The organism is Bacteroides fragilis NCTC 9343, assembly GCF_000025985.1.
Classification (GTDB): Bacteria; Bacteroidota; Bacteroidia; order Bacteroidales; family Bacteroidaceae; genus Bacteroides; species Bacteroides fragilis.
The window spans coordinates 1797870-1824145 of record NC_003228.3 but is presented as its reverse complement, the minus strand read 5'-3'; the positions used below and the strand labels follow the sequence as shown (position 1 = coordinate 1824145).

Here is a 26276-nt window from a genome sequence, read left to right as displayed (position 1 = left end):
CTTTGTTTAAATGCCCGATTGAATGAACAAACCCATTGAGTTATTCGTTCATTTTTTACAAAATTAAATAATATAGGAAATAGAGGTGACAAGCGAACTAGTAGTAGACGTACAGCCCAAAGAAGTATCCATCGCCCTACTTGAGGACAAGAGTCTGGTGGAACTTCAAAGCGAAGGAAGAAATATTTCTTTTTCGGTGGGCAATATGTATTTAGGCCGTGTCAAGAAATTGATGCCCGGACTGAATGCTTGCTTCGTGGATGTCGGTTATGAGAAAGATGCTTTCCTTCATTATTTAGACCTGGGTCCTCAATTTAACTCACTCGAAAAGTACGTAAAGCAGACTTTAAGCGACAAAAAAAAGCTTAATCCCATTTCGAAAGCAACCCTGCTTCCCGACCTTGACAAGGATGGCACTGTAGCCAATACATTAAAGGTAGGACAAGAAGTAGTGGTGCAAATCGTAAAGGAACCTATCTCTACCAAGGGACCACGCCTGACTTCCGAAATCTCGTTTGCAGGAAGATATCTGGTACTGATTCCTTTTAATGATAAGGTTTCCGTTTCTCAAAAAATTAAATCGAGCGAAGAACGTGCGCGCCTGAAACAGTTACTGATGAGTATCAAACCGAAAAACTTCGGAGTGATCGTACGCACAGTGGCAGAAGGCAAACGTGTTGCCGAACTCGACGGAGAGCTTAAAGTATTGCTGAAGCACTGGGAAGAAAGTATCACCAAGGTACAAAAGGCTACAAAGTTTCCTACACTGATTTATGAGGAAACCAGCCGTGCCGTAGCCTTGTTACGCGACCTTTTCAATCCCTCGTTCGAAAATATCTACGTCAACAACGAAGCGGTATTCAACGAAATCAGGGATTATGTGACACTGATTGCCCCCGAACGGGCAGGCATTGTCAAATTATACAAAGGTCAGCTTCCCATTTATGACAATTTTGGTATCACCAAACAGATTAAATCGTCTTTTGGTAAAACAGTATCCTACAAGAGTGGTGCCTACCTGATTATTGAGCACACTGAGGCGCTTCACGTAGTAGACGTGAACAGCGGTAACCGCACCAAGAATGCCAACGGACAGGAAGGTAATGCACTCGAAGTTAACCTGGGAGCTGCCGATGAGTTGGCACGCCAGTTAAGACTAAGGGATATGGGTGGTATCATTGTGGTGGATTTCATCGACATGAATGAAGCCGAAAATCGTCAGAAGCTTTACGAACGTATGTGTGCCAATATGCAAAAAGACAGGGCGCGTCACAACATTCTGCCCTTAAGCAAATTCGGACTGATGCAAATTACACGCCAACGGGTTCGCCCGGCCATGGACGTGAACACTACAGAAACCTGTCCGACTTGCTTTGGTAAAGGCACCATCAAATCGTCCATCCTCTTTACGGACACACTGGAGAGTAAAATTGATTATCTGGTCAATAAACTGAAGATAAAGAAATTCTCACTGCACATCCACCCGTATGTGGCTGCTTATTTGAATCAGGGACTTATGTCGCTGAAACGCAAATGGCAGATGAAATACGGATTTGGTATTAAAATTATTCCGAGTCAGAAACTCGCTTTTCTTGAATACGTATTCTACGATTCACATGGAGAAGAGATTGATATGAAGGAAGAATTTGAGATTAAATAAAAAGAAAGGCGGCTTGCAATCAAGTCGCCTTTCTTTTTATTTCCCACCACCGACTAACTCAAAACTGGTGCAGTTGAAAGAATCTCTTCATGAACAACAGATATAATATACTCAACAGCAATATGCTTCCTGCCAAATATACATATCCGTACTCCCGTAATACCAGGTATCCCGCCACAACTACGCCCTGCACCACCATATAGGTCAATGATACCGCGACATGAGGTATCTTCAGTTCATTAGCCATTATCTGATACAAATGTTTCCGGTGAGGCAAACCAATATTTTCATGCAACATCAATCGATGGACAATAGTCAGCACACTATCTACTCCATATACTGCCAGAAGCACAATCCAACTAAAATCTTCCGTATCGATTATCAGCTTACCGATTAAAAACAGAATAATAAAAGCAATACTGACCGACCCCACATCACCGGCAAAGCATTTTGCCCTCTTACGGAAATTAAAGAAATTAAAAACCAGCACCGCACACAGCATGGTATAAATCAAACCCGGTTCAACGAACGAAACAACCCAATGATTGATAAACGCCAAAGATCCAAGTACAACCAGCGAATATCCCCCCGTGATGCCATTAATTCCATCCATAAAATTATAGGCATTGATAATCCCCGTACATGCGATCAAAGCCACAACTACAGTCCACCAGGGAAGAGTAAACAACTCCCACTGATAGAACATCAAGCCCATCGCCGTAAAATGAAAAACAAGACGAAGTCCTTGTGATATGGAGCGGATATCATCTACAAAGCTGATCACCGTCACCAGAGTGAGAGCCAACATAAACCAAGGGTACTCAAACTGATTTGTCAGAAAATAAGCCAATGCACCCAAGTAGAAGATAATTCCTCCACCCCGCAGTGTAATCCGGGTATGCGAACTCCGTTCATTCGGTTTGTCGATAATATTATATTTATCGGCAATATGAAAATAAAAAAGTTCTGCCAGAAATAGCAGAACTAAGATTATCAGATAGTACATAAACTATTCGTTCTTTTTAATGAAATAAAACAAGAATTGAAGTCCTAAAAAGGCGAAAAAAATCCCTATTAGAATTCCTATAATCCAAAGAAAAATTTCCATTTAGAGCACCTCCTTATTCTATCCGAAAATTTTTCAGAACATTCATAGGCTTCCATCCAAGCTCCCGCATTGCCTTTTCATTACTAAAAGTCAAAGAGTGCGTGATCTTACGAAGTTTTAAACTGTTTATTGGAGCCTTTTCCCCGAAACAATCACCAAAAACGGCCATACTCTTAGCAAACCAATAAGGAATAGACAAAGGTAACTTCTTATTCAATTGTTTGCATATCACCATCTCCAGTTCACGAAAACTCGGCTGGTAACTGTCACAAACATTATATATCCCTCCCTTTTCAATCAATAGAGGAACAAGATTAGCTATATCCTGAACCATCAAAACGCTCTTTTGAGCTTTTCCTCCGGCAATACTCAAATACTTACCACTCTTAATCCCATGGATCATTGCTCCCAGATTTCCCGGAGGATTAGGACCGGCAATTAAAGAAGGACGAAGTATACTTAATTTCACATTATGCATGGCACACCATTCTTCCAGATATTTCTCCGCCTTGATCTTACTCAGAGCATAAGGAGTTGTTCCATTCAAAGGATATTCTTCCGTGATATTCTCACCCGAATCACAACCATAAACAGCAACAGTACTAATAAAAATGAATGACTTCGGAATGCCACTTTGTTCCAAAGCAGTACACAAATTCTTAGTCCCTTGAAGGTTCACATCAAAAAAAAGTCGTTTCTCTGCCTCCGTCTTAGGCAGAGAGTGTGCTTTTCCTGCAACATGCAATATAACATCATATTTTCCGGCCAACTTAGGAATCTCTGCTGCTAAATTCACTATATAATCATCCTGAGAAGTTAGTCCTATAGTTTCTACTGAATACTTTTTCTTCAATAATGGAAGTACATTATACCCCAAGAAGCCAGAAGCACCTGTAAAAAGAAGATTCATTCTATCTATCATTACTTTCTAATATATTGTTGCTTCACTGTTATATTTATTATACTTCTTTCTTTATCAAAGAACCAACCCCATTTATTTAAATAATAAATAGCAGCCTTTACATGTATCCACAATAAACGTAAACTTTTATGAGATCCTTTCTCAAAATGGTGAGTTATAGTTACTTGAGGATAATACATCGTTTTGTATTTCCGATAAATACGCCTATTCAGATCTGTATCTTCTCCATACATAAAAATACCTTCATCAAACACTCCAATTCCTTCTATCACAGATTTCCGAAGAAACATAAAACAGCCTGATAAATAAGGAATATTCATTTCTCTATCATAATCTGCAAACTTCATTTCAAAATTATAGTCAATTCTGTTTTTGATGCTTTTAATAGGAAGAAACATACGAACTATCCAATCTTTTGGCGTAGGAAGAAGCTTACATAAATATTGCAATTCCCCATTAGGATAAATAACCTTAGGCATTACATTTCCCACATCCAGCTTACCCTCCATGTAATCATATAACTTCTCCAAAGTCCCTTCCTCAAATGATATATCTGGGTTTAGTATTAAATGATATTTTCCCATCTTTTCAGGATCTCTCAATATAACATTATGTCCGGCTCCAAAGCCATTATTCGAGTTCATAAAAATATACTCTACCCGAGGATCATAAGAAATATCTTTTAAATAATCTGTGGGAGAATTATCAATAATATATAACCGTACTTCCAACTTTGTATTCAAAAAGCTATTGATAGCTTTCAATAAAACAGAATCAGGATTCTTATATGTAACAATAGTAGCAGTTATTTCATACATCTCATTCCAAGTTTTAACAGGTGTTTTGCAATAGAAAAAAGAAAAAAGAGAGGCAGACAAGGGAAAAGCCACCAACGAAGCTTACAAGCATGAAAGTATAATTTCATTTCTCCTTTCCTCATAGCCCATTGATTACCACTTAGCCCCCCCTTAGATAGCTGTGGTCTCCCTAAGGATGTCAATGGTAAATCAATATAATATATATTCATTTTATTTGCTATTCTAAGACAAAGGTCATGATCCTCAGTATATCTCATAGTTTCATTAAATCTCTCTCCGATACATTTACAAACAGCCAAACAAGAAGTATTAAAATAGTTACGAATTAAAAAATGTCTAAACTTCAAAATTTTACATTTTGGCATGATTTTTTTTTCTTCAGGCAAGCTATTCTCAGTGTATTTATGAGCAATACAAGAAACATCCTTATAACCATGCTTCAATTCGTTCAAAACTTCTAATTTGGACGGATGCCACACATCATCAGCATCCAAAAAAGCAATAAAATCTCCGGTTGCCTTGTCCCACCCTAAATTTCGAGCAACAGAAACTCCACTATTCTTTGGTAAAGAATATATTTTCACGATATTATTCCCTTGATAATTTTCAATTAAGACATCTAACGTGTTATCTTTACTGCAATCATTTACAATGATAATTTCCCATGGCAAAGTAGTTTGCTTCAAACAAGAATCAACTGCTCTTGTCACTGTATTACTCCCATTATACACGGGAATAACTACAGAAAATTTTAAAATATCCGACATTGATAAATTAACGTTCTATACGTTTTAATGAAAAGTTAGTTCCTAAGTAATAGTGAAGAAATAGTTGAAATAAAAAAACAAGATTAATATTGAAATCCACAAAAACAGATAAAATGAGATTATGTGTAAGAACAACGGTCATAAACATCCATTTAGCATTGCTCTCCTTTCTAAATTTCAGATAAACATAAAAAACAAAACACCCATAAAGAAAATAAAATACTAACGCTCCTAAATAGCCAAAAGCACTGAGATACTGAGGGTGCATAGTCATCACATTCAAATTATCATTAACCAAATCTGTAGCGACTCCTATATTGTTAGGTAACAGTTTTTCTCTTATAAAAGATGGAAATAAATTTCCAAAAGCAATCAACGGTAAGAAGTTTAAATCAGGATATAAATATAAATTATGATTCAAATTATTCAAAGGACTAGTTACATAGACATATACCCATATAAAGCCACTGGGTAGAAAAGATGGATAGTCATCTGAAATACCAGCTATGTTTTCCATAGCATCTTTTCCAGAGCGTAAATCTCCCAATAAACCAAATAACACTATGACAATGATACCAATAGCTACAGATCGAAATATTTTTGTAATTTGAATCTTATTGCAATACAAATAAATAAGCCCCATTTGTAATATCATGCTCATCAGAACTTGTCTTGTTAACAACAAAATAGGCCAGCATAAACATAAAAAATAAAATATCAAATATTTCTTCTTTTTATGTACCATATATTTATAAAAAATAATATTCGATATTGTTATAATTATTGCATTGAGTAATCCATGCAGACTAGGAATTCCCCATTCTGTATAAAAGGATTCAACTCCAGCAAAAGATAATATAGGCAATGAACGAAAAACAAGAATTTCAACAAAAGAAAACAATATCCAACATTTTAAAAGTTTTTTCAGTTTAACATCTAACTTTCCGGATAATATTAAGGAGTACTCTTTTCTGTTTTTTAGATAAAAGGATAAAAAAAACGGTAAAGAAAAAACAGTGATAGATAATAATATGAAAATACCTGTTTCTTGTTTCAAATTTTCCAAAACCAAAGCATAATGGTGACTATAAAGCCACAGAACCATTACCCAAACAGAAGAAAAGAAAAACGCCGGATTTTTCATTAAAAATTCGATTCCATTTTCGATTTCATACGTGACATTTTATTAAATAGTTCAATAGGGAGAGCACTGATTAGCAATTTCTTAACAAAATATTTAATTACCTGATAAATATTACAAAGAGGCGATAATAACAAATCCATAAAAGTGCCTTTCCGGTAAGAAATGAGTAATTTTTCCAGACTAGTTTTAATAACATCATGACTAACTCCACCCAATAAAACCTTTGCTATTACTATATTAGCATGAATATACTGTCCCCTCTTTATGAAATCAAATATAATATCATGATCTGCCGTCAGTTTATAACGCACATCAAAATAAGGATGCAATTTTCTACGTATGAATACCGTCTGATGACAAACTGAATTCAAATTTATATTAATGCCTGAGACCCTTTGTTTAAAGATAAAATTCCGCTTACCCGAGAATAAATTTACATCTCCATATATAAGTTCAGTTTCTTCATCTTTCATGTAAATAGCTATTTCAGAAAGAACATGATTATTATAGAAGCAATCTCCACTATTCATAAAAATGACCCAATCCCCCTTAGCAACCGACAGTGCCTTATTCATAGCATCAAATATTCCCTTATCAGATTCACTGACCCAATATGAAATAGCATTTTCATATTTTCTGATTACTTCAACAGTTCCATCTGTACTTCCCCCGTCAATAACAATATATTCAAAATCAGCTGTGTCCTGCTCAACAACACTTAATATTGTTTTCTCAATAAGATTAACCGCATTATAAGATATGGTTACGATAGAAATCAAAGGTAAAAAATATTCCATACAATATTAAAATTTACCAATAACAAGCACCTTCCACTTTTTTTGCTACTACAGGCGTTTCATCTTCAGAAGGTCTAATCCAATATTCATTCATCAAAGATTTATATTCATCCCGCATATCCCATCTCTTTCCACGAATTCCAAACAATAATTGCAGTCCTCCTCCTAGATGAATTGCTTTCTTACCTGTTCTTTTCACATGAGCAGCCAATGGAAAACCGTAAGCTCCACAACCTATTAAGCAAATATCATAATCTACTTTATCTATTTCTTTTTTCATATATTCCAAAGCTTCAAACCAATCATTATAATTAGAATTTCCACCTAAAGATTGCACTGCTTTCAATACTTTCAAATTGAAAACAGGAAGAATGGAGTCATTACGAAATAATTTTTCACGTTTGTAGTGATATTGTTGCCATATACTATCTGCAAATGGGTGAACAACAAGCACATTCTTTCCAGTAAGAATCCTTGTCCATGGTTTATCTGCCCACCACGGCTCCAACAGACTTAAACCAACCTTATAAGTATTACGAAGTTCCTTTTGAAAATAAAGTTCTTCTGCTCTCCAAGAGCCTAATATATCTACCAGAGCACAATCTTCAATCATCATTTTGGCAAACTTAGTTAGAGAAGCTTCAGAAATAGGAAAGAATCCACTATATATCATCATGTTATTTTTCACATAAGATTCCCACCACCAAGCAGGTGTCCTATGTTTTATAAAAGATAGATAAGAATTTCGATATTGGCTAACCCCTAAATAATTCGCCATAGCATTTAACTCTGTACCTCCTAAACGAGCTATCATACAAGGGTTATCATTCGATAATAAGTTAAAAATTCGCTCGGAAACAATATCTGGATTAGTCTCATAACTCAAGCAATGCTCACCAAAATTATTTCTACACTTTGTATAGAGCTTACGGATAGTTTTCAGTAATAGAATTGAGTACTTATTCATTATTTTTTCATTTTTTTCAAATAAAGTCTTAACAACACATAGTAATATCCTTTCAACGAAACATATAGACGTTCAAATTCCACCTCCTTTCTTAACCCTAATTTATTTACACATATTTCTTGCGGATGCATTAGTGGAAGAATAGATTTGCCAGAATAGTTTTTTTCTCTATAATCAACCGTTACAGTATGCGTGGCATTTTCTCCTAAGCCAAGATTTTGTATCATATTTATATTAGGTACAATAGAATAAATTCTATTCATATATAGAATTATGGAAAGTTGATAATCCCATGTATCTATAAGATTATATTTCATCATTTTATAAACTAAACTCCAATACCTTCTAACTTTCTTTTCATCATAATATTCATTTACTATTTTCTCAAATTTAGAAAAAGGTATATTTCTTATATCAAACTGATATAACTTCCACGTTCTTCTCCAAGTAGCCCATCCCCACACATGATTAATAGGCGAAAAAAAATAAGAATCGTCACTTACTCTATCTCCATAAAGATTATTACGCCCAGAAATAAACCCAACCTGCTCAGTATCCCTGTATTTCTCTAATAGCTCCTCACAATAAGAAAAGAAATCGGAATGAGGCAATACATCATCTTCTAATATAATACCTTCTTCCTCCTGATCAAAAAACCAGGTAATAGCTTCACTAACGGCTTTTCCACAACCCAAATTTTCATTACGGAACAATGTTTTGACTTCACAATTCCAATCTATTTGTTTAATTACAGAACGAGTTTTTTCACATTTTTCATTTTCATCTGTTCTATTCTTACGAGGACCATCCGCAGCTACATACAGACGAGGAGGACGGGCTTGCCGAATTGTTTCAAATACACGAACAGTAGTATCTGGACGATTAAAGACTAAAAAAAGTACAGCAGTTTTCATGACAATTCACGATATTTTAATTCTTTTCTACTAAGTACAATCCCCTTATTCCACAAAAACAAACATAAACGACTTTTGAGACTCATATTAAATGGATATATTGGGAATTTATCATTCCAAGATGTTCTTTTCAAATATTCAAAAAAGAAAGATTTCAAAGGATGATCGCATGTTTTGAGCCAAGGTTTATTAGGAGATGAAAAATGAAGAATAGTAGGATCGCACAATGCTCCTTCTATTTCAAACAAGTACTCTTCTCGTAAAGCTAATTCCTTTGTATAAAATGCATCTAACATATTATATTTAAAAGGTAAAATTTTAGTCGTTTGAATCAAAACACTATTTAAAGCATCTTGATCCCAAAACATTAAACGCTCAGGATATTGCTCTATAAACTTTAACAACTTATTAGAAATATGAAATTCACGCCAATATGCCAAATTAACCAATAGAACGCCTGCATTAAAATACCCTTGTCGAATATCGTATTTCAAGCGATTATAAGTTCGAATATCATCTGTGCCTCCATCGTACACAGCTCCTAATGAATGGGTTGAAATATCTGTATCCCATAAACGTTTGATATTCTTGCAAACAACTAAATCACAATCTAGATACAAAACTTTATTTAAACTCTTAGGCAAAATATCCGGCATCAGAATTCTAAAATAAGTGGCTAAGCTAACATGATCTCCTTCACGTAGAGGACATTTATTCAAAAGATACTCATCTACATTATAAAATATTATTTTTTGTCTATACTTATCCACTATTTTTTTTAACATTTCTCGATTGAAGATCGATAAGTTAGTTGTCAATATATGAAATAGAATTACTTCATTTACATTATTCACACAAACAGAAGTTATAGTTACTCCACATTGAGCGACATAACTATTATCTATACAATGCACTATATCCATAATTACTAAATTCCAGATTTAATTATACATACAAGTTTTCCCCTCTCCACCATATATTTAAATAATCTTCGTACTATCTTCTTATTATTTATAAGACATTCAACACTCTCAAAAACTTGATTCAATGCTGATAGTAAAACTTGTTCAATATACCTTTTAACATTATATACTGCCATAGCCAATGTACTCATACTTCACAATCTATTTCTTTTTACAATAGATAAAACAAGTTTAAATTCTCTTATACGGAAAAAACAACTAAATATAAAATATGAAATAGGCCCAATAAGAATACCTATAAAAAGCTGAATCCATGGATTAGTAAATAAATGCATAAAAATATAAGTACATCCTCCCATGCCTAAAGATAACATTAAGAGAGGAAGTACCGACTTTATCTGTTGAAAATACCCTGTCAATACAACTTTCTTTGCAAAGTATATTATAATAATGACATCTAAAAGATTATACAATAAAACGCCTAAGCAAAGTATTTTTATTCCAAATGGAATTGTTGTCACTAAAATTCCTATAGCCAATATTTTTTTTATGATCTCAGCTTTCAAAAAATAATCAGCACGCCCTTTTACGTTTAATATTTGATTATTAATAACCATCATGGGATACCACATATAGGCAATACAAAGAATAGAAAGCAAATCTGACATGGGCAACCATTTCTCTGTCAATAATACAAGAACCAAGGGTTTTGCCAATACTGACAGGCCAACCATTAATGGAAAAATGATGTAACAAGATATACGAAGATACTGAATAAAAGATCTATTTAATTGTTCATCATCACCTTGCATTTCACATTGCACCGGGTAAATAACCCTAGTAATAATGCCCACAATATTTATTGAAGGAAACTGTGCTAAAGAATAAGCACGATTATAATATCCAACATCTGTAGCCGAATATTTCCGACCAATAACCAAGCTATATAAATTAATATAAACAGTATGCAATAAACCAGATAAAAGAAGTTTTGATCCAAATGAAAACAAAGTTTTAAAAGAATTCCACGAGAATACAAATGATGGCATCCATTTAGTGCAAATCCACAGCAACAACGTATCTAATAAATTATTTAATAATGCTTGTATCACCAATGCCCATACGCCAAATCCTTTATATGCCAATACAACTCCTACTACTCCACTAAACAGGACTGCAAGCAACGAGGCTTTAGCTTGTGTTTTAAAGTCAAGTTTCACAGTAAGCTTCGCACGCTGAACGATAGAAAATCCTGATATTATTAAATTTAGTCCAATCCATTTTGTAATAACCTCCAACTGCGATTCTTCATAGAAATCTGCAATAAGTGGAGCAGTTAAAAACAGAATGCCATAAACAATAACAGCTATAGCAAGATTGAAATAAAACGCTGTAGAATAATCTATATCCGTCCTATCTTTTTTCTGAATCAATGCACTCGAAAAACCACTATCTATAAAAGTCTGTGCTATAGCGAGGAATATCCCCAACATAGCTATCAATCCATATTCAGAAGGAGAAACCAAACGGGCAATAATAATACCAAGAATAAACTGAACACCTTGAACAGAGAATCGTTCTACAGCGCTCCACACCATACCTTTAACGGCTTGATGTTTTAAAGACTCACTCATCTATTTTCTGCTCAAAATATGCAATCGTTTTCTTCAGTCCTTCTTCAAGCTTTATTTGAGGTTCCCACCCTGCCAGCTTTTCTTTTGCCAGACTTATATCCGGTTTGCGCTGTTTAGGATCATCACTTGGCAACGGACAAAAAACAATTTTAGATTTTGAATTAGTTAAGTCTATTACTTTTTGAGCTAATTCAAGCATCGTAAATTCACTTGGATTACCTGTATTGACCGGACCGATAAAACTATCATTCGTAGCCATCATCCGGGTCATTGCTTCAATCAAATCATCCACATATTGAAAACTACGGGTCTGGCTACCATTACCGTAAATTGTAATATCCTGATTCCTTAAAGCCTGAACAATAAAGTTAGACACCACACGCCCGTCATTCGGGTTCATTCGAGGACCATAGGTATTAAAAATACGAATAATCTTTATACGTACCCCATTCTGACGATGATAATCCATGAATAAGGTTTCCGAAGCACGTTTACCTTCATCATAGCAAGAGCGGATGCCGATAGGATTCACATTTCCCCAATAAGCCTCAACCTGTGGATGAATGGAAGGATCGCCATAAACTTCACTTGTAGAAGCTTGAAGAATCTTAGCCCTCGTACGTTTAGCCAATCCTAACATATTCATGGCACCATAAATAGAAGTCTTCATGGTCTTAATCGGGTTATATTGATAGTGGGGAGGAGAAGCCGGACAAGCCAAATTATAAATTTCATCCACTTCCGCATAATAAGGAGTAGTCACGTCATGGCGGACTAACTCAAAATTATGATTATCCAGAAGATGACGAATATTGTCTTTACTCCCTGTAAAATAATTATCTAAACAGATAACATCATTACCCTCATTGAGCAAACGCTCACAAAGATGGGAACCTATGAATCCGGCACCACCCGTTACTAAAATTCGTTTCATCAAAGTTTTTTATTTTTGTCCGATACGAGAATATGTAAAACCTAACTCTTTCAACTCTTCACCATCATAAATGTTACGACCATCCACTACAACAAAATTCTTCATCGCTTTACGGATGATTGCCCAACTTGGCATGCGGAACTGTTTCCACTCCGTCATCAAGGCAATGGCATCAGCATCTATCACAGCCTCATACATGTCTTTGCAATAAATTACCTGCTTGCCGATACGGCGTTCCGTTTCTTCCATTGCAACCGGATCAAAAACTTTCACGATAGCACCAGCCTGCAACAGTTTTTCAATAACAACTAACGCCGGGGCCTCACGCATATCATCAGTTTCAGGCTTAAACGACAATCCCCACATAGCAACAGTTTTGTCCTGCAGGTTTCCTCCAAAAGCATTCAGCAATTTATCAAAGACAATGCTTTTTTGCTTTTCATTCACTGCCTCAACCGCTTCAATCACCTGCATATGGTAACCATTCTGAATACCGGTATGAACCAATGCTTTTACGTCTTTCGGAAAGCAAGATCCCCCATAGCCGCATCCGGCATAGAGGAAACGACTTCCAATACGGGAATCCGCCCCCATGCCCTTGCGAACATTGTCAACATTAGCGCCAACACGTTCACAAAGGTTAGCTATATCATTCATGAAACTGATACGTGTGGCAAGCATAGCATTGGCAGCATATTTTGTCATTTCAGCAGAAGCAACATCCATCATCAGGATAGGATAACCGTTCAAGGTAAACGGACGGTAAAGTCTCTCCATTATTTTTTTTGCCTTTGCACTTTCAACACCGACTACTACCCGATCGGGCGCCATAAAATCTTTAATGGCAGCTCCTTCTTTCAAAAATTCGGGATTGGATGCCACGTCAAATTCGATGTTCACACCCCGCCTGTCAAGCTCCTCCTGAATAACCCCACGAACTTTCTTTGCCGTACCTACAGGAACAGTACTCTTTGTAACCAAAACAATATGTTTTGTTATATTGCGCCCTACTGTACGGGCCACTTCCAAAACATACTTCAAATCGGCACTGCCATCTTCATCCGGCGGAGTACCTACCGCACTGAAAATAATTTCCACTTCATCCAGGCAAGTAGTTAAATCGGTGGTAAAATGGAGCCGTCCGGCTTTGACATTGCGCTCCACCAATTCATCCAACCCCGGTTCATAGATAGGCATAACACCATCCTGAAGTTTCTGGATTTTTTTTTCATCTACATCCACGCAAGTAACATTGATACCCATTTCGGAAAAGCAAGTTCCTGATACAAGCCCAACATAGCCTGTACCTACTATTGCAATATTCATAAGCTATAATAAATAATGATTATTCGGTTATTTTAAAAAGTTTGCGAAGGCTGTATTGTAATGCTTCATTCACCAAATAAACAGCTTCACATTTCATATTGGTTGCACCTTCATCTGAAACAACAGCCGTATACATAGGATAAGAATTACCTTTACTCTGATTGTTCTGCCAATGAAAAGCACGAATATTTAACGGATTATCCCACAGTTCCTCCGGTACATTCTGCAACTTTAGACGCGAAACAGGATAAATATGATCCAATTCCCATCCAAAGAGGCTATTGCGATTATTAAAATCAGCATAGGCAATCCAAGCTCCACAGGCATCTTTACGAATGCGAGCAGGATTATACTCTTCCACAATCTGAGCAGACTGCCAAGCTATGTCTTTTAACTCATTTAAAAACATATTAATTGTCAATGTCCGCCTTAGAGCATATCTTGTTTATCATAATAATCAAATAACCAGGCGGCATCTTTTAAGGCTGAATGGCAAGAATCCTTCTCTGACAAAATGACTTCCTCCATTGGTATTTTCCAATCAATACCTAAATCAGGATCGTTCCAAGCAATAGCTCCTTCACACTGAGGAGCATAAAAATTATCGCATTTATATTGAAAAACCACTTCTTCACTTAAAACAGAAAAGCCATGAGCAAAGCCACGGGGAATAAAAAACTGACGATGATTATCCTCTGTCAATTCAACCGAAACATGTTTTCCAAATGTGGGAGAGCCTTTGCGGATATCGACAGCTACATCAAGAACAGAGCCTTTCACAACCCGGACCAACTTACTTTGTGCAAAAGGTGGTTTCTGAAAATGCAGACCACGAATCACTCCATAACTCGACTTAGATTCATTATCCTGGACAAACATCGTTTTACAAACTTTCTCTATAAACACATTTTGATTAAAAGATTCAAAGAAATAACCGCGTTCATCACGAAACAAACGAGGTTCAATAATCACAAGGCCCTTTATATCAGTTTCTATTATATTCATTATTGGTCTGCAGCTAATTCATCAATTACTTTCAAAAGGTACTGCCCATATTGGTTTTTCGACATAGGCTGAGCCAATTTCTTCATTTTATCAGAATTAATCCACCCTTGACGAAGTGCAATGCCTTCCAGACATGCTATTTTCAACCCTTGGCGCTTTTCAATAACCTCGATAAATGTACTTGCTTCGGACAAAGAATCATGAGTGCCTGTATCCAACCAGGCGAAACCCCGCCCTAAAAGCTGGACCTTCAGTTCCCGATCGGACAGAAACCATTGATTGACCGTCGTGATTTCCAATTCTCCACGAGGGGAAGGCTGAATACTCTTGGCTACTTCCACCACCTTATTGGGATAAAAATAAAGACCCACAACGGCATAATTGGACTTAGGGACCTCAGGTTTCTCTTCGATACTGAGAACATTCCCAGCCTTGTCAAACTCCGCTACACCATAGCGTTCGGGATCGCTTACCCAATAACCAAAAACAGTTGCTTTGTTCTCCGATTCGGCTGTATGGACTGCTTCACGCAGCATACGGGTAAAACTTTGCCCATAAAAGATATTATCGCCAAGAACCAGGCATACAGAATCATTGCCTATAAACTTCTCACCAATAATAAATGCCTGTGCCAAGCCGTCGGGAGAAGGTTGCTCGGCGTACTCAAAACGTACTCCAAAGTCAGAACCGTCACCCAGCAAACGTTGAAAGCCGGGTAAGTCATAAGGAGTGGAGATAATCAATATTTCACGAATCCCTGCCAACATAAGTACAGAGATAGGATAATAGATCATCGGCTTATCAAATATCGGAAGCAACTGCTTACTGACTCCTTTGGTGATCGGATATAAGCGAGTGCCCGAACCACCGGCCAAGACAATACCTTTCATCAATATACTTATTAAATTACTATACAAACATATCACTCCACCTCACTCCAAGGATACGGATTCTCTTGCACATCCTTCAGGCGTTCTACCACCTCACGCTCCTCTTCCGACAACTTTCTGTCCTGCCACGTATCGATGATAGCTTGAGCTTCCCGGGCCAATTCCTCGTCGAAAACCTCTCCGTAACAATAAACTAACAGTTGAACTTTCAACAGAGAAGCAGGCAGATGTTCCAGTACATCCCAGCAACGATCCAGAATATGCTGAATACGTTCCTCCTTGTCACCGTTATTATAGAGAGTCGCATTATATCCCATCAGGAGCGACAGGCACAACCGGGCCTCTTCTTCATGACTATTGCCACGCTTGTCGTACAAGGCATTAGCCTGAGAAAAAACATCACGATTCAGACGGGTGAATTGATCACTGTAGATCGGCCGACCGTCCATGCCTAAGTAGCAAAGTTCATGGGCAGAAGCATAAAGGGCGGAGATTTCGGATTCTAAATAGTTCATATCTTTTTATGTTATTTTTCGATGACAGGTTCGACCAATGAAGGATGGACAAAAGTGGTGGCGACAGCCATGACTCCTTCAATGGTGACTACGACACGACGGTCATTGCGGACACGGACAAACTCGCCCTCCACCCCCTCGAAAAGCCCCCCGGTGATACGCACACGGGTACCCTTGCGGATGTTCAACTCGGAAGGTTCGAAATAAAGCAGGGATTCATCATAATTCGCAGAGACCGCCATGAAATTACGCATTTGAGAATCAGGAACGATGATGGGACGATGGTATTCACGGTCCATAATGTAACGGATAGGAAGCGTGGTGCCCTTGCTCTCTTTGATGGCATCGATACAACTACGCGAGGAACGGACAAAAACCAGATTATGAACTGCGGGAACAAGCTTACGAACCCGACGCTCGTTTTTAATGGTATATTCGTAGTGCATGGGGATGAAATTCTCGATCCCCTCCGAATTGAGGTACTCCTGCAAAGCCAGTTCACGCCCGTAAGTGATACGCAAGGCATACCAGTTCAAAGCGGAAGAAGACAGGAGGGATTGAGAACGCTCCATCGAAGATTCGATAGATGCGGATGTTGTCATGTCGTTCACGTCAGGATGTTCTTTGGGGACACCGGAGTAGCGAAGCATACCTCCCGGTCAAGTTATGTAATGCGGATTTTAATGAAAAATTCAGTGCATCCATGTTATTTAATGACCCTCCACTATCACAGAAGGAGAGGCAGAAAATAGTTATTTATTATAATAGCCTTTAAACGAGGGTATTGAAAACAAAAAGTGTTTCAATAGACGTTCGTTTAAAAACACATGATTTTTGTATATAAATCAGAAGAGAACAGAAAACAAAATCAGACAGATAATAAACTGTTTTTTGTTAATTCATAAATACCTGTGGTTTAAGATATTGGGATAACAATCAAAAGAGAAAAATCATTTTTTTTATTAAACATTTTGTAGTTCTAAAAATACCCCCTATCTTTGCGTTCAATTAAACGAACGTCTATTGAAACACTCACTTTTTCAATTAATATCATACTATATACCAAATAGTTATCTAATCAGAAGCGTTCATTTTCTCTTTAATTCCATCTTTACTTGCCTACCGATAGATTCCTTTCTACCTTTGCAACAAATTAACAACATTTAGTTATTAACAAAATAAAAGAAATTATGGACAAAGAAAAAGGATTATTTCAGATTGTGGACAAAAGTGTAAAAAAACGCTATTAACAAAGCGCAACAATCTAATACAGAAATAGTTAAAGAAACAAGAGGCAGAAAGAAAGGAATACCGATACGTGGAATAATTTCGCATAAAGGAGAACTTATCAAAGCGTTGATAGAATCCTACATAGAAGATGCGAACATACAAAATATCAATACATGTCAGGCTTCACTCGCACGCTACATCAATGAAAAAAGACTAATCGGAAATATTAAAAACGGAGTATTTAAACCATTATCCATCAGTTCAATATTAGTCTATATCAGCAGCATTTGGGAAGAAGTGGAAAAGAATAGACAGCACAAACCCGCCATCCACAAAAATACGCACAATGAATTATGATAATCCGCCTTACATGAAACGTCCCCTATCTTCGTGGCGATAACATTTTATCAACTTAAAAAATATACGTATGAAACGGAAAAAAAGACCGGCATCACAAAGTGAAGCCATGAAACTGAGATGGAAGAGACGGATTGTCTTTGAGAAAGGATATACCGTACAATGTGCCGAATGGATGGCGGAACGCCTGGAAGCGTTGACCGACCACCTGCAATACGGGCACGCAGCCATCGCTTATCAGAAGCAGAACGGAGACTTCAGGTTGGTGAAAGCGACACTGATCTACTATGAAGCGGAATTCCACAAGAAGTATGATCCCACACAAATTGAAGGTGCAGTAGTCTACTGGAATGTGGACGAACAGCGATGGACGACATTCCAGGTGGAGAACTTCATGGAGTGGCGACCGATCGTATAGGGCGCCACCACAGATTACACGGATTTTCACAGATGAATGATTTCTATTTTAAGGAATCAAGTGAAAACGTCTTTGGGAATCCGGAGTAATTTGTGGTGAATATATTAATGTATTATTGAAAGTACAAACAACTAATCTAAAAAAAACAAATATGGCAACAATATATGACGGGATCAACTATTTCCCGGTGGGCGTAAACTTCATGGAAGAGAACGCAATGGAAGTGATAGAAGCTAAATACGGAATAAAGGGCCCGGCAATCGTACTGAAACTGCTGTGTAAAATATACAAGGAGGGATACTTCATCCGTTGGGATGAAGAACAGTGCCTGATTTTTGCCAACAAGGCAGGAAGGGAGGTACAGGTCGCTGAGGTGCAGGGGATCATTGAGATCCTCTTTATCAAAGGGATAATGGACAGAAACAGTTATCTGGAAAACGGAATACTGACTTCGGAAAACATACAGAAGGTATGGATGGAGGCGACAAAGCGGAGAAAGAGAGAGTTGTCGGAACTCCCCTACCTGATGGTGAAAACGGAAAAGGAAAACGATAAACCGGAAAAGGAAAGCGGCAAACCGGACAATGCATCCACACAACAGGAAATTGAACGACCCAAACCGCTTAAAGAAGGAAAAGTAGCTGTCGGCACAGGAGATGTAGCCGTTAGCCCGGGAAATGTAGTACACGATGTAGCCGTTAACGCAAAAAATGCATGCAATTTCGGACAAAGTAAAGTAAAGAAAAGTAGAGCAAAGGAAAATAAAGAATTCCCCCCCTCAGCTCCCCCCGAGGGGAAGGAGGAAGAAAGGAAGGAGGATTCTGCTTCTCTCCCGATACCGGGATACGCTTTCAATACGATGACGCACAATTATCCGGGACTGACGGATACGCTCCAAAGATTGGGGATCAACGAGGTAAGCGAGGTAAATGGCATTCTCAGGCTGTCGGACTATGGAAGAAAGGGAACGACGGTGTGGCGGCTGATTGCCAACACTTGCTGGAGTGACATAGGGGCAAAAGGAAGATATCTGATAGCGGCACTGAACAAGGCGAAAAGAAGATAGCAGGGAGTATGAGTCCCCGATTTGTAGTTGACAAAAAAGCAAGTATATCGGTTTTAGTCTACAGAGATCTTCAGTGAGCCTAAGAAGTAAAGATCAAACTTAATAAGCTGAAATACAAACTATTAAAAGTTCAAAACATCTGTCAGTAAAAGCTTTGTTTTAACACAAAGTTAAAGTTTATTCTTTAGATGCAAATAACAAGTGTTTTAAATGCAAAAGACTTGTTATTTGCACACAAGAATAAAAATGGCTGAGAAGGGGAGTTAACAATGTTAATTGTTACGATATTATTCTCACCTAAGGATATACCCTTGTTGCAAAAACATTTTCCACACCTCCAACAAATACCTACAATTAGGTATTTTTTATCTTGCCCAACATTTTCTGTAAGATTAAGAACTTAAATTAAGTTGCATTATAATATATTTGCGGCAAATACATTAGATAATTTATGACCTAACCTAAACATTATGAAGTATTTTGTATCACTCTTTCTCAGTCTATTTTTTTTAGTTTTTATGTCCTGTGGCAATGAAGACAATGCTTGGGATAATAATATCCCTATTATTACTCTTAATGAACAATCTGATTCCTCAGGACTATTAAAGAGCCAAATAACTGACATCATTAATTACTCCAAAATCAATTTTGATGAAAACTTTAATAATACAGAACTTTATAAGAACTTGATTTTAAGCCCTAAATGGGAAAATGTTTCTATGGTTCTTCAGAAACAAGACACACTCCATTTATGTGTTCCTCTGCTAGCACAGGATAATCCTGAACACAATTCCTATTATTTATGCGAATCAGTAGTTGAAAACGCTTTCTGACTCTGTTTATTAAAACATTATCAATCAGCCAGTTAGCTTATTTGTCTATTTCTTAATCTCCTTAAAAATCAGTATATTAGAAGAATAAAACTACTCATTATTCTAATTATGATTCCCAAGGAGAAAGAGCTAAAACTTATAAAAATATATATGTATATCTGCGATGTTATCGGTTTTCACTGAAGTTCAACTGCCGAAGATTCAGTAACAATGCAAATCCTGTCTTCACTGATGAGGAACTGCTTACTGTATATCTGTTCTGTGGAGTATATCAACACTACTTCAACATCAAAGATATATATACATCCACTAAAGAATATTTCAAATATTTTAAAACAACCTCTTAATTATGAGAATGAAAAGTATTTCTATTTATTTTTTTACTATCGTCTGTACTGCACTTTGGGGATCATGTAAAGATGAAACTTATCCTTTTATTGAGCAAGGATCGCAACAAACAGTCTTTAAAGAATTGAATCGTTTTGAGAGATTAACTTTTAAATCATCGCAAGATTTACTTTCTGCAATACAAATGGGGGAAAAGAGTACGAGTAAAATAAATCAAACACGAAGTATTACTTTTGAGAGTTTATTATCACCATGCAACAAACTTACCCGTGCGACTGGTGAGAGTTATTATGAAGCTCTTGGCTACGATACGCTAGTGCCTAACAAAGCTTTCGCTGCACTTTTGAATCCCTTGGGAGAACTACAAGTCAATGATACTATTTATAAGATAAATCATAATGGTACCTACTTTTTTCCTAAAGAAAAAGAAACCCAATTTCGTAATGTATACAAGATGGATTCTTTGGGAATTCTGGTCGGTGATAAATTATATAAGTTATCTGATGGAATTTACCGTTACAAAACATTTCCTGATAGTATCTTAGAGGAAGAAATATATTTGCCTGATGATAGTTGGAATACTGAGGATATTTCGACTAGAGCGTCCGTTTCCGAGCCTAATTATAATAGTTTTCCCAAATTTAATGCAGATAGGCATACATGGTTAGGAGGGATTAGACAAGGACTCTTTGGCAACGATAAATACTACAGCGTAAAATTCAATAAGAAAAGACGAGTACGGGGAAGATTATATGCATATCATTATGTTGTATATTCTGAGTCAGGTGTTACCGGAATGATGCAGAAGAAGAATTTTATTGGATGGACCAAAACTAAGGCTGATGAATTACGTATCGGATGGAAAAATATCATATTGGTCACTAAGATTGATGATCCTTCGCTTAAGGGAATTCCCAAACAATCTATCCCGATCGTTGGTGGCATTACACCGGCTCAAATATCTTCAATCGGAAAAGGTAATCTTCTTGACCTGTATGTTGCTGAGGTAGAGATGAAAGATATTCTTAATGTCGTGGGAGAAGGCCTCAAAATTTTCCTAAAAAGGGGTAATTCTGCCATAGGTTCAGGGCGTAAACCCACCGTTCATGCCGTATCCTTAGCCACTAGATCACAAGTATATTTGATTATTTTAAATGACGTAAGAAAAACTTATGATGAAAAATCCATAACTCATGTGTTCTCTAGTAAATTTAATATCTATGTGACAATAAATCCAGAAAAACTTCCATCAAATATTATAAGTTGGGCTAAAGCAGTTTCTAAAACATTAAGTCAGAATAGTTTTAAAATGAGAGGAGGGGAAGCCATTATTTGTGGACGTTTAGGTAATGACTGGAGAGGCATGAAAATTGTGAAGGAAGCAAAATGACTATGAGTGTAAGAAGACTGATTATATTTTGTATATTTGTCACATGTAGTCATATTACCGTCCATTCCAGAGATTTTATTAAGGGATCTTTTTCTATTGGATTGGATGGTTTGTTTGGAGATTTTGATTCTAATCAGAAGTTAGGCGGTGGAATATTACATGGAGGATATGATTTCTTTTTTCATCGAATATCTTTTTTGAGTGTAGAACCTAAGATAGGAGTTGGATATTTTGGCGGTAATAAGACAAGTACACTTAGTACTGCTGTCGTTGCAAATTACGGTATAACTTGTTTTACAACTAGTATATCACCCAAAGTATACTGTTCGCTCAATCCAGATAATAATATACTTCTTTCTTTAGAGAATGAATTCTCATTATTAAATGGGTTTGCAAACATTAAAGATCAAAACTCTATTCACGTAAGGAGAAATAGTAAATTTTTTCAATTTTATTATACAGTAAAAATAGGCTTAACTTTAAAAACGCCAAAAGGGTGTAAATTTACCGTGTGGGTTGGTGGAAGTACACTTAGATTAGATAATATTCTAAACGGCAATATTCCATCGGGAGAAAAATATTACTCAAAAGAAACACTTCCCTATGCTGCAGGTATAAACTTTTATATATAAATTTAAACAATACAAGAAATGAAAAAAAGATTTTTAACATTAAGTATAATTCTATTCCTATTAGGTATACTCCCTATATCTTCTTTTGCTCAATCTAAAATAAACATATTCTTAGATTATCATTACCAGTTTGGGTTATTTGAGAAAGCAGGATATAGCATTTCGAGGAAAGATAGTAAGATGTATGGTAACTCTTTACATTTATCTGCATTGTATAATTTTACTCAGCAGTTGTCCGCGGGTGTAGGAGTAGGAGCTGACAGATATGAAAATCCAGGCTATAATACGTTTCCTTTGTTCGCTAGTTTACATTATGCGCCTTTTAAAAAACATACTGATTTATATGCCTTTACTAATATAGGATATGCGGTAATAGGTAAACAAGAGACTTATACAGGTATGATGTGGGATTTAGGAATAGGTTATAAAAAGATGTTTCGTTCACATTTTGGACTTAATTTCCAGTTTGGATATAATCTAAAACAATTCCGAAATATTAATTCATATGTAACCAGTGATATAATGCAGCGTGAGAATAGTACTAGAAACTCCTTGTCTTTAGGCATTGGAGTGATTTTCTAAAAATGATTTCAAAAGTCTTTATGGTAATAAAAGATACATGAGGTATTTTACTCTTATTATCATAGGGAAATTGTCTAAAATCTGAGATAGCTTTGATAGCTCCAACTGGATCTATCAAAACTATCCCGGATTAAGTATAATAACAATTATTCTCTTCCAATAAAAATTTAAACAGGAACTTACTTATATCCAAAATGATTTCTTATATTTGAATTTGATGTCGGTAATAAACACAATCCGAAGATTCACATTGGCAACCATGAAACTTTGCGGAGCAACACGCCACATAAATCCAGCCTTTTCATTTACATGTATCATAACCCTCAATTTAAAAAACCAACATTGCAGCGGGAGGAATATTCAATACCCGACAAAGCAAACGGGCTATTTTTTAAGTCAGTAGATTAGTTGATACCAAATCGCCTAATCTACTGATTTCAATTTACCAAGTGATAACCTTGTCAATGATAGCCTGTTGTTCGGAACTGCTCCTTCGCAGATAGATACGGGTGGTTTCTATACTTTCATGTCCCATCAGGTCAGCAAGCAGAGAAATATCGTTGAACTTCTCCAAAAAGTTTTTGGCAAACCGATGCCTGAACGAGTGGGGATAAATGACTTTTTCATTCATACCGTACTTGTTAGCATAGTTTTTAAGTTGTTGCGATATACCACGAGTAGTGATTCTTTCGCCATATCTATTCAGAAAGAGATAACCGGAGGTTCGTTTGTGCTCTTCCAACCAAACAATGGTTTCTTCTTTAAGCAACTTAGGGATATAAATTCGTCTAATTTTACCTCCTTTCGCATAAATATCGTAGTAGCCTAAATAAATGTGCTCTACTTTTAGCTGGATAAGTTCACTTACTCTCGCTCCAGTAGCAGCTAAGAAGCGGACAACGAAATACCACGTCAGGTTATCTTCCTTTTTCAACTTTTTCTTTAGAAAGATATAATCCGCATTGGTGATTACATTTTCCAAGTAAGAACGCTGTTGCACCTTAACGGATTTAAGGCGAAGTTTCTGCTTACCCATATATTCAAGGTACTTGTTGATTGCCTGAATCCTGAGATTAACAGTCTTGGGCTTGTAAGTCTCAATTAGATACGTTTTATAAATCAAGAGGTTGCGTTTGTTCAATTCTTTATGCCTCTTGTTGTACTCCTTTACGGCATACAGATATGCTGCAACCGTATTTTTCGCCATATTCGCTTGGACGAGTAGCGTTTCAAATGTTTCTTCTGTCATATAGTAATTATATTTAGAGGGAACGACATTGTTCCATTAATAACTTACTATAAATTCATTGAATTCCTATTATGAGAAGATTATTGCTACAGGTGAGGTTAAGTGCATTGATGAGGAGATTCCGTTTGAGATTCCAAAGGGATGGGAATGGTGTAGATTACGTCAGATTACTTCGTTATTAGGAGACGGTATTCATGGAACACCTGAATATGACCCAAATGGCGAATACTACTTTGTTAATGGTAATAATCTTCAAGATAAGAAAATAGTTATAAAACCAGATACAAAAAAAGTAAGTAGGGAAGAATATCTCAAATACAAGAAAAATCTGAATAAGCATACAGTACTCGTCTCTATAAATGGAACTTTAGGTAATATCGGTTTTTATAATGATGAACCCATTATGCTTGGAAAGAGTGCTTGTTATTTCAATTTAATAGTAGAGGATCTAAAGGAATACGTCTATATATTACTTCAATCGCCATTCTTTATGGAGTATACACTTAAAGCAGCAACTGGAACCACCATAAAAAATGTATCTTTAATGGCAATGAACAACTTGCTAATTCCACTGCCTCCACTTTGTGAACAGAATAGAATTGTTGATAGAATGACGATACTCGACACAAAGGTTAAACAGTATCAAAAACAAGAAACGTGTTTGAGAGAACTTAATAATAACATATATTCGATTCTTAAAAAGAGTATTCTTCAGGATGCTATTCAGGGCAAACTTGTGCCCCAAATAGCAGAAGAAGGAACTGCCGAAGAGTTGCTTGCCGAAATTCACAAGGAGAAAGAACGCCTTGTAAAAGAAGGTAAGCTAAAGAAATCTGCGCTCACTGATTCCATTATCTTCAAAGGTGATGATAACAAGTATTATGAGAGGATAGGCGGCAAAGATATTTGTATTGACGATGAAATCCTCTTTGAGATTCCAGATTCTTGGGTATGGTGCAGGCTTGGCTTTTTATTCAATCATAATACAGGTAAAGCCCTAAATGCCTCTAACAAGGAAGGTAGCATGCTTCCATATATAACAACTTCGAATCTCTATTGGGGGCAATTTGATTTATCTAGCGTAAGACAGATGTATTTCAAAGATTCTGAAATAGAAAAGTGCTCGGTGAGCAATGGTGACCTGTTGGTATGTGAAGGTGGAGATATCGGTCGAGCTGCTATATGGCCTTATGATACGCCAATGTGTATTCAAAACCATATTCATAAACTACGCTCATACAATCAGCTAGATACCCTCTTCTATTACTACATATTTCAGGCATATAAGTATAATGGTTATATAGGAGGTAAGGGCATTGGCATACAAGGGCTTTCATCCAAAGCCCTGCATAATATGTTGGTGCCGCTACCTCCTATAAATGAACAAATTCGGATTACTTCAAAAATTAGTTCTCTATTTCAGTTCATCTAATAAACGCACTATTTTATTATTAATCCTCTTCTGCTCAAGTTTGGGTGGAAGAGGTAATAATGTTTTCAATAATGTATCCCTTGAGATGCCAGGAATCATACTGTTAGCTTGCCTTTCTATAGATGATACATTGGCATAAAGGAACCATCTAATATAATCCAAGTCACCAACAATGCCAGTTAATGCCATTATTTGGCGAGCTATGTGAATACTACCGATTCTATTAAAAGCCATTTCACCAATAGTACCTTTACAAGTTATTAGTAGATCATTAAAATGAGATACTGTCATAGGTGATTCAGTCCATCTATTGATTAATAAATTGCCATTATTGTGGCGCGCAAATTTGTGCGCCACTTTTTTAGGTAATTTAGTATATCCCACTCCAGCATCGAAGATGCTTCACTTTCCTTAA

28 protein-coding genes are annotated in these 26276 nt (G+C 36.5%); 8 read left to right on the top strand and 20 right to left on the bottom strand.

What is annotated here, in order from left to right:
- Positions 1 to 85: 85 nt before the first annotated feature.
- The gene (locus BF9343_RS07215) at positions 86 to 1660 is read left to right on the top strand and encodes an Rne/Rng family ribonuclease (protein ID WP_005786352.1); all 1575 of its coding nucleotides are present in this window, start codon (positions 86 to 88) and stop codon (positions 1658 to 1660) included.
- A gap of 58 nt (positions 1661 to 1718) precedes the next feature.
- Here the strand turns inward: BF9343_RS07215 and BF9343_RS07210 are convergent, their stop codons facing one another.
- The 17 genes from BF9343_RS07210 to upfY all read right to left on the bottom strand — a co-directional run bounded on the left by BF9343_RS07210 (position 1719) and on the right by upfY (position 16896).
- On the bottom strand, positions 1719 to 2666 hold the full coding sequence (locus BF9343_RS07210; RefSeq protein WP_010992573.1) for an MraY family glycosyltransferase: 948 nt from the start codon (positions 2664 to 2666) through the stop codon (positions 1719 to 1721).
- A gap of 115 nt (positions 2667 to 2781) precedes the next feature.
- Entirely contained in the window at positions 2782 to 3678 is an 897-nt protein-coding gene (locus BF9343_RS07205) for an NAD-dependent epimerase/dehydratase family protein (RefSeq protein WP_032575302.1), read from the bottom strand.
- Positions 3679 to 3689: 11 nt separating this feature from the next.
- Positions 3690 to 4508: a glycosyltransferase family 2 protein gene (locus BF9343_RS07200; protein WP_010992571.1), complete on the bottom strand. Its 819-nt coding sequence runs from the start codon at positions 4506 to 4508 to the stop codon at positions 3690 to 3692.
- On the bottom strand, positions 4496 to 5275 hold the full coding sequence (locus BF9343_RS07195; protein WP_010992570.1) for a glycosyltransferase family 2 protein: 780 nt from the start codon (positions 5273 to 5275) through the stop codon (positions 4496 to 4498). Before BF9343_RS07195 ends, BF9343_RS07200 begins: the two co-directional genes overlap by 13 nt.
- Before the next feature lie 7 nt (positions 5276 to 5282).
- Positions 5283 to 6419 carry an O-antigen polymerase gene (locus BF9343_RS07190; protein WP_010992569.1) on the bottom strand — a complete coding sequence of 379 codons (1137 nt, stop codon included), beginning with the start codon at positions 6417 to 6419 and terminating at the stop codon, positions 5283 to 5285.
- Positions 6419 to 7216 carry a glycosyltransferase family 2 protein gene (locus BF9343_RS07185; RefSeq protein ID WP_010992568.1) on the bottom strand — a complete coding sequence of 266 codons (798 nt, stop codon included), beginning with the start codon at positions 7214 to 7216 and terminating at the stop codon, positions 6419 to 6421. Before BF9343_RS07185 ends, BF9343_RS07190 begins: the two co-directional genes overlap by 1 nt.
- Before the next feature lie 13 nt (positions 7217 to 7229).
- Positions 7230 to 8183 carry a hypothetical protein gene (locus BF9343_RS07180; RefSeq protein ID WP_010992567.1) on the bottom strand — a complete coding sequence of 318 codons (954 nt, stop codon included), beginning with the start codon at positions 8181 to 8183 and terminating at the stop codon, positions 7230 to 7232.
- Complete coding sequence (locus BF9343_RS07175; protein ID WP_010992566.1) at positions 8183 to 9097, bottom strand: hypothetical protein; 915 nt, start codon at positions 9095 to 9097, stop codon at positions 8183 to 8185. The genes BF9343_RS07180 and BF9343_RS07175 overlap by 1 nt, the downstream gene beginning before the upstream one ends.
- A complete protein-coding gene (locus BF9343_RS07170) occupies positions 9094 to 10020 on the bottom strand; it encodes a glycosyltransferase family 8 protein (protein WP_010992565.1) in 927 nt (308 codons plus the stop codon). The genes BF9343_RS07175 and BF9343_RS07170 overlap by 4 nt, the downstream gene beginning before the upstream one ends.
- Positions 10021 to 10214: 194 nt before the next feature.
- Positions 10215 to 11654, bottom strand: coding sequence for a lipopolysaccharide biosynthesis protein (locus BF9343_RS07160; RefSeq protein ID WP_010992564.1), 1440 nt, complete (start codon positions 11652 to 11654; stop codon positions 10215 to 10217).
- Complete coding sequence (locus BF9343_RS07155; RefSeq protein WP_041926191.1) at positions 11647 to 12588, bottom strand: UDP-glucuronic acid decarboxylase family protein; 942 nt, start codon at positions 12586 to 12588, stop codon at positions 11647 to 11649. Before BF9343_RS07155 ends, BF9343_RS07160 begins: the two co-directional genes overlap by 8 nt.
- Positions 12589 to 12597: 9 nt before the next feature.
- A complete protein-coding gene (locus BF9343_RS07150; RefSeq protein ID WP_010992562.1) occupies positions 12598 to 13914 on the bottom strand; it encodes a UDP-glucose dehydrogenase family protein in 1317 nt (438 codons plus the stop codon).
- A 19-nt stretch (positions 13915 to 13933) separates the two neighbouring features.
- The gene (locus tag BF9343_RS07145; RefSeq protein WP_008659260.1) at positions 13934 to 14323 is read right to left on the bottom strand and encodes a hypothetical protein; all 390 of its coding nucleotides are present in this window, start codon (positions 14321 to 14323) and stop codon (positions 13934 to 13936) included.
- 20 nt (positions 14324 to 14343) lie between these two features.
- Positions 14344 to 14919 carry a dTDP-4-dehydrorhamnose 3,5-epimerase gene (rfbC, locus tag BF9343_RS07140; RefSeq protein WP_010992561.1) on the bottom strand — a complete coding sequence of 192 codons (576 nt, stop codon included), beginning with the start codon at positions 14917 to 14919 and terminating at the stop codon, positions 14344 to 14346.
- Positions 14919 to 15809, bottom strand: coding sequence for a glucose-1-phosphate thymidylyltransferase RfbA (rfbA, locus tag BF9343_RS07135; protein ID WP_010992560.1), 891 nt, complete (start codon positions 15807 to 15809; stop codon positions 14919 to 14921). The genes rfbC and rfbA overlap by 1 nt, the downstream gene beginning before the upstream one ends.
- A gap of 32 nt (positions 15810 to 15841) precedes the next feature.
- Positions 15842 to 16324 carry a UpxZ family transcription anti-terminator antagonist gene (locus tag BF9343_RS07130; protein ID WP_010992559.1) on the bottom strand — a complete coding sequence of 161 codons (483 nt, stop codon included), beginning with the start codon at positions 16322 to 16324 and terminating at the stop codon, positions 15842 to 15844.
- Positions 16325 to 16335: 11 nt separating this feature from the next.
- Positions 16336 to 16896, bottom strand: coding sequence for a capsular polysaccharide transcription antiterminator UpfY (gene upfY / locus BF9343_RS07125; RefSeq protein ID WP_077687899.1), 561 nt, complete (start codon positions 16894 to 16896; stop codon positions 16336 to 16338).
- A gap of 1085 nt (positions 16897 to 17981) precedes the next feature.
- Between upfY and BF9343_RS07120 the strand changes: the two genes are divergently transcribed.
- From BF9343_RS07120 to BF9343_RS07095, 6 genes are all read left to right on the top strand, one after another.
- A complete protein-coding gene (locus tag BF9343_RS07120) occupies positions 17982 to 18329 on the top strand; it encodes an SH3 beta-barrel fold-containing protein (protein WP_010992556.1) in 348 nt (115 codons plus the stop codon).
- A 151-nt stretch (positions 18330 to 18480) separates the two neighbouring features.
- Positions 18481 to 19395, top strand: coding sequence for a DUF4373 domain-containing protein (locus tag BF9343_RS07115; protein ID WP_041926190.1), 915 nt, complete (start codon positions 18481 to 18483; stop codon positions 19393 to 19395).
- 470 nt (positions 19396 to 19865) lie between these two features.
- A complete protein-coding gene (locus BF9343_RS07110) occupies positions 19866 to 20228 on the top strand; it encodes a hypothetical protein (protein ID WP_010992554.1) in 363 nt (120 codons plus the stop codon).
- 349 nt (positions 20229 to 20577) lie between these two features.
- On the top strand, positions 20578 to 21966 hold the full coding sequence (locus BF9343_RS07105; protein WP_224223173.1) for a hypothetical protein: 1389 nt from the start codon (positions 20578 to 20580) through the stop codon (positions 21964 to 21966).
- Between the two features lie 2 nt (positions 21967 to 21968).
- Positions 21969 to 22598 (top strand): hypothetical protein, encoded by a 630-nt coding sequence (locus BF9343_RS07100; RefSeq protein WP_224223174.1) that lies wholly within the window; start codon positions 21969 to 21971, stop codon positions 22596 to 22598.
- A gap of 18 nt (positions 22599 to 22616) precedes the next feature.
- Entirely contained in the window at positions 22617 to 23180 is a 564-nt protein-coding gene (locus BF9343_RS07095) for a hypothetical protein (RefSeq protein WP_010992550.1), read from the top strand.
- A gap of 183 nt (positions 23181 to 23363) precedes the next feature.
- Here the strand turns inward: BF9343_RS07095 and BF9343_RS24100 are convergent, their stop codons facing one another.
- Together BF9343_RS24100 and BF9343_RS07090 are read right to left on the bottom strand one after the other, a co-directional pair.
- Positions 23364 to 23498: a hypothetical protein gene (locus BF9343_RS24100; RefSeq protein ID WP_010992549.1), complete on the bottom strand. Its 135-nt coding sequence runs from the start codon at positions 23496 to 23498 to the stop codon at positions 23364 to 23366.
- Positions 23499 to 23622: 124 nt separating this feature from the next.
- Complete coding sequence (locus tag BF9343_RS07090) at positions 23623 to 24429, bottom strand: tyrosine-type recombinase/integrase (RefSeq protein WP_010992548.1); 807 nt, start codon at positions 24427 to 24429, stop codon at positions 23623 to 23625.
- A 49-nt stretch (positions 24430 to 24478) separates the two neighbouring features.
- Between BF9343_RS07090 and BF9343_RS23905 the strand changes: the two genes are divergently transcribed.
- Positions 24479 to 25861: a restriction endonuclease subunit S gene (locus tag BF9343_RS23905; protein WP_407637911.1), complete on the top strand. Its 1383-nt coding sequence runs from the start codon at positions 24479 to 24481 to the stop codon at positions 25859 to 25861.
- On the opposite strand, the gene BF9343_RS07080 is transcribed toward BF9343_RS23905, so the two are convergent.
- Positions 25844 to 26245: a restriction endonuclease subunit S gene (locus BF9343_RS07080; RefSeq protein ID WP_010992546.1), complete on the bottom strand. Its 402-nt coding sequence runs from the start codon at positions 26243 to 26245 to the stop codon at positions 25844 to 25846. The two genes, BF9343_RS23905 and BF9343_RS07080, sit on opposite strands and share 18 nt — an antisense overlap.
- Between the last annotated feature and the right edge of the window lie 31 nt (positions 26246 to 26276).